The following is a 2453-nucleotide window of genomic DNA, read 5'->3' as shown; positions in this document are numbered from 1 at the left end:
CCACATTTCTGTGCTAATTAACATGAACCACGGGAACTGTCAATAAATAAAATATCCTCCCGGAAAAGGGAGGACTATTCTTTAGGCGATATATTAAAGTGTTTTAAATATACAAGAATTTCGTAAACATCCATATTGTTGTACTTCTTATCTATCCAATCCTTTAAAAAGTGTTCAATATGCTTGTATTTCGTATCTAATTTCATATTAATAATATCTAATATTTCTAGATTTGGCATAAATTATTCATCTCCTTTAATGGAGAGAGTATATACACACTTATTTTAGTTTGTCAATAATAACCTGTTATAAACATTTATACTCAGTGCGAACATAAGAGATAGGACATTTCTATCCCTGATACCCAGTTATTTCATATATAATAGGACTTTACATTCAGGAACATGTGTTCTATTATTGGTACAGAAATATTTTCTTCTCCTACCAATATGTCGCATAATGTCGAATCCTTCCTGAAAAAATTCTGAAGAAATTTGTAAAAAGGGGTAGACATGATATATCCCTTGATGGTAAGATAAGGTCATCAAAGGGAACATAAAGGAATCTGAAGCCCTTTAAAGGAAGTGATACATATGTAGAGGGAGGTACGCTTTTTGTCTAGTGAAGAGGTTTTAACAGTTAAACAGGTAGCCGAGATATTAAAAATATCTGAAAAAACGGCTCGCAAAATGCTGAACAACGGAGAAATTAAAGGTTTCAAAGTCGGTCGAGAATGGCGCGTGTCAGCTGAAAAATTCAATGAATACTTAAAACAAAATTAATTCTTTGGGGGAATTTTAAAATGACAAACACTATTAAAAACACTGAAAACACTACTGACGTATTGGCAACTGAGGACATTGCAACAGCATCACCAAGTATTTTTGAACAAGGTACACAACAAATGTTTTCAACTATCCAGGCAACGGACAGAAAGAGCAGCATCAAACTTTACAACGCGGTAAGCAACGCTGAACACTCTCTATCAGACCATATCGGAGAAGTAATTGAAATTACAGACATGGTCGCCCATGCGGTTGAATTAGAGGATGAAGTCACGAAAGAGACAATTCAGGCAATGCGCGTTGTTCTTTTAACAGCAGACGGACAAGGCTATCACAGTGTATCTCAGGGCGTAGCAAGCTCCCTACAACGTATCATTGGGATTGTAGGGCAAGGTCCTTGGACGGACGAGCCATTAAAAGTTGTTCCAAAAGAAGTTAAAACCCGCCGCGGCTTTAAAACATTGACACTTGCGCTTGTGGACTAATTAAATAGTCGCTCCGATCGGGGCGGCTTTTCTTATATTAAATTACTATATACGGAGGTTGCTAGACTTGGATAAAAACGTAATGATTTTCGACAACGGAGAACGCCGCACAGAGATTAAAGAGGATAGAGTGGAGAATATGTATTGTTTCGCTCAAAAGCTTGATGACGATACACAACAGATTATTAGTTTCACTCGTTCAGAAATGCTTGCAATAGTCTCCTATTTTCATGCTGAAGCACAAGACGAACTGTCACGCGGTTCTGTTCGCTATATTCCGACACAAAAAGCAGAAGCCATTTAAATATTAAATTGACAGGGAAATTCGTTTCCCTGTGACTTTTGTGTTTAAAGGGGGTGTCACTGATTGGGAAGAAAAGGCGGCTGAAGAAGAAACATCAGAAAAAACAAAATATAGCTTCCTTGAAAAAAGTCGGAATTACTGACAAAAAGGTTATAAAGGAATTAAAAAATAAACCTGCCACAGTAAATAAAATTGTTAAGAAAAAGAGTCGTAGTTTAATTGCAAATGAACGATCTGAATTAATTAAACGGTTAGGATTTAAAGTCTCCGAACATTCCGCAAAAAGGTATTGGAGCGAATCACGATTTAATGAATGGTATAACAAAGAATTAAATAAGCGGGCGAAGGCTGAAGAAAGAAAAAGAAAAGCGGCTGAAAGAAAAGCCCGACAAGCTACTGAACCCTATTTAATGATTTACTGGAAAGAAAAAACCGACACAATGATGGATGCAAATGTGATAGAGGACTTAAAACGGTCTTACAGACATGTGAGCGTTGATTATCTTATCGAATCTATAAGAGGTTTTTTAGGTGCTAAACTTCCCGCTGAAATAGGAACAATAAGTATGCATGTTGTCCCCAATAATAAAAGGAAACAGCATAAAGCATTTATGAGAAATTTTGATTCTCTTAGACTGGCTGATATGAATTCATGGATTTTGCTATATGAAGGAAAAGCCGATTTAAGGAGATATAAAGATTTATTAATTGCAATAAATGCAGGCATGAGGGTTTTATATGACAATGAAGAAAAGGCTCAATTTATTGGGGATTTAATTCAGAAATATCTCCCGCAAGTAAATATCAAAACGGCGAAACGTTTATCTTATGATTTACGATTGATATGTGGATTTTAAATTTTTAATTAAAAATAGAATA

At 35.6% G+C, this 2453-nt stretch carries 4 protein-coding genes; all 4 read left to right on the top strand.

Features of this window, described 5'->3' with window-relative positions; genetic code table 11:
• Positions 1 to 614: 614 nt before the first annotated feature.
• The 4 genes from ACFV4F_RS39450 (at position 615) to ACFV4F_RS39435 (ending at position 2431) form a co-directional block, all read left to right on the top strand.
• Positions 615 to 782 carry a helix-turn-helix domain-containing protein gene (locus tag ACFV4F_RS39450; RefSeq protein WP_326194937.1) on the top strand — a complete coding sequence of 56 codons (168 nt, stop codon included), beginning with the start codon at positions 615 to 617 and terminating at the stop codon, positions 780 to 782.
• A gap of 20 nt (positions 783 to 802) precedes the next feature.
• Positions 803 to 1270, top strand: a complete 468-nt coding sequence (locus ACFV4F_RS39445; protein WP_326194938.1) for a hypothetical protein — start codon at positions 803 to 805, stop codon at positions 1268 to 1270.
• 82 nt (positions 1271 to 1352) lie between these two features.
• Entirely contained in the window at positions 1353 to 1574 is a 222-nt protein-coding gene (locus ACFV4F_RS39440) for a hypothetical protein (RefSeq protein ID WP_376642817.1), read from the top strand.
• A gap of 53 nt (positions 1575 to 1627) precedes the next feature.
• Positions 1628 to 2431: a hypothetical protein gene (locus ACFV4F_RS39435; RefSeq protein ID WP_380510126.1), complete on the top strand. Its 804-nt coding sequence runs from the start codon at positions 1628 to 1630 to the stop codon at positions 2429 to 2431.
• Positions 2432 to 2453 lie beyond the last annotated feature (22 nt).

This window comes from Kitasatospora sp. NPDC059722 (assembly GCF_042733235.1).
Lineage (GTDB): Bacteria > Actinomycetota > Actinomycetes > Streptomycetales > Streptomycetaceae > Kitasatospora.
Note: the sequence above shows the minus strand (reverse complement) of the source record. Positions and strands in the feature narration are given on the sequence as shown.

Excerpts from the sequence above, each read along its gene's own strand:
- ACFV4F_RS39445 (WP_326194938.1), top strand. The coding sequence starts at position 803 with ATGACAAACACTATTAAAAACACTGAAAACACTACTGACGTATTGGCA.
- ACFV4F_RS39440 (WP_376642817.1), top strand. The coding sequence starts at position 1,353 with ATGATTTTCGACAACGGAGAACGCCGCACAGAGATTAAAGAGGATAGA.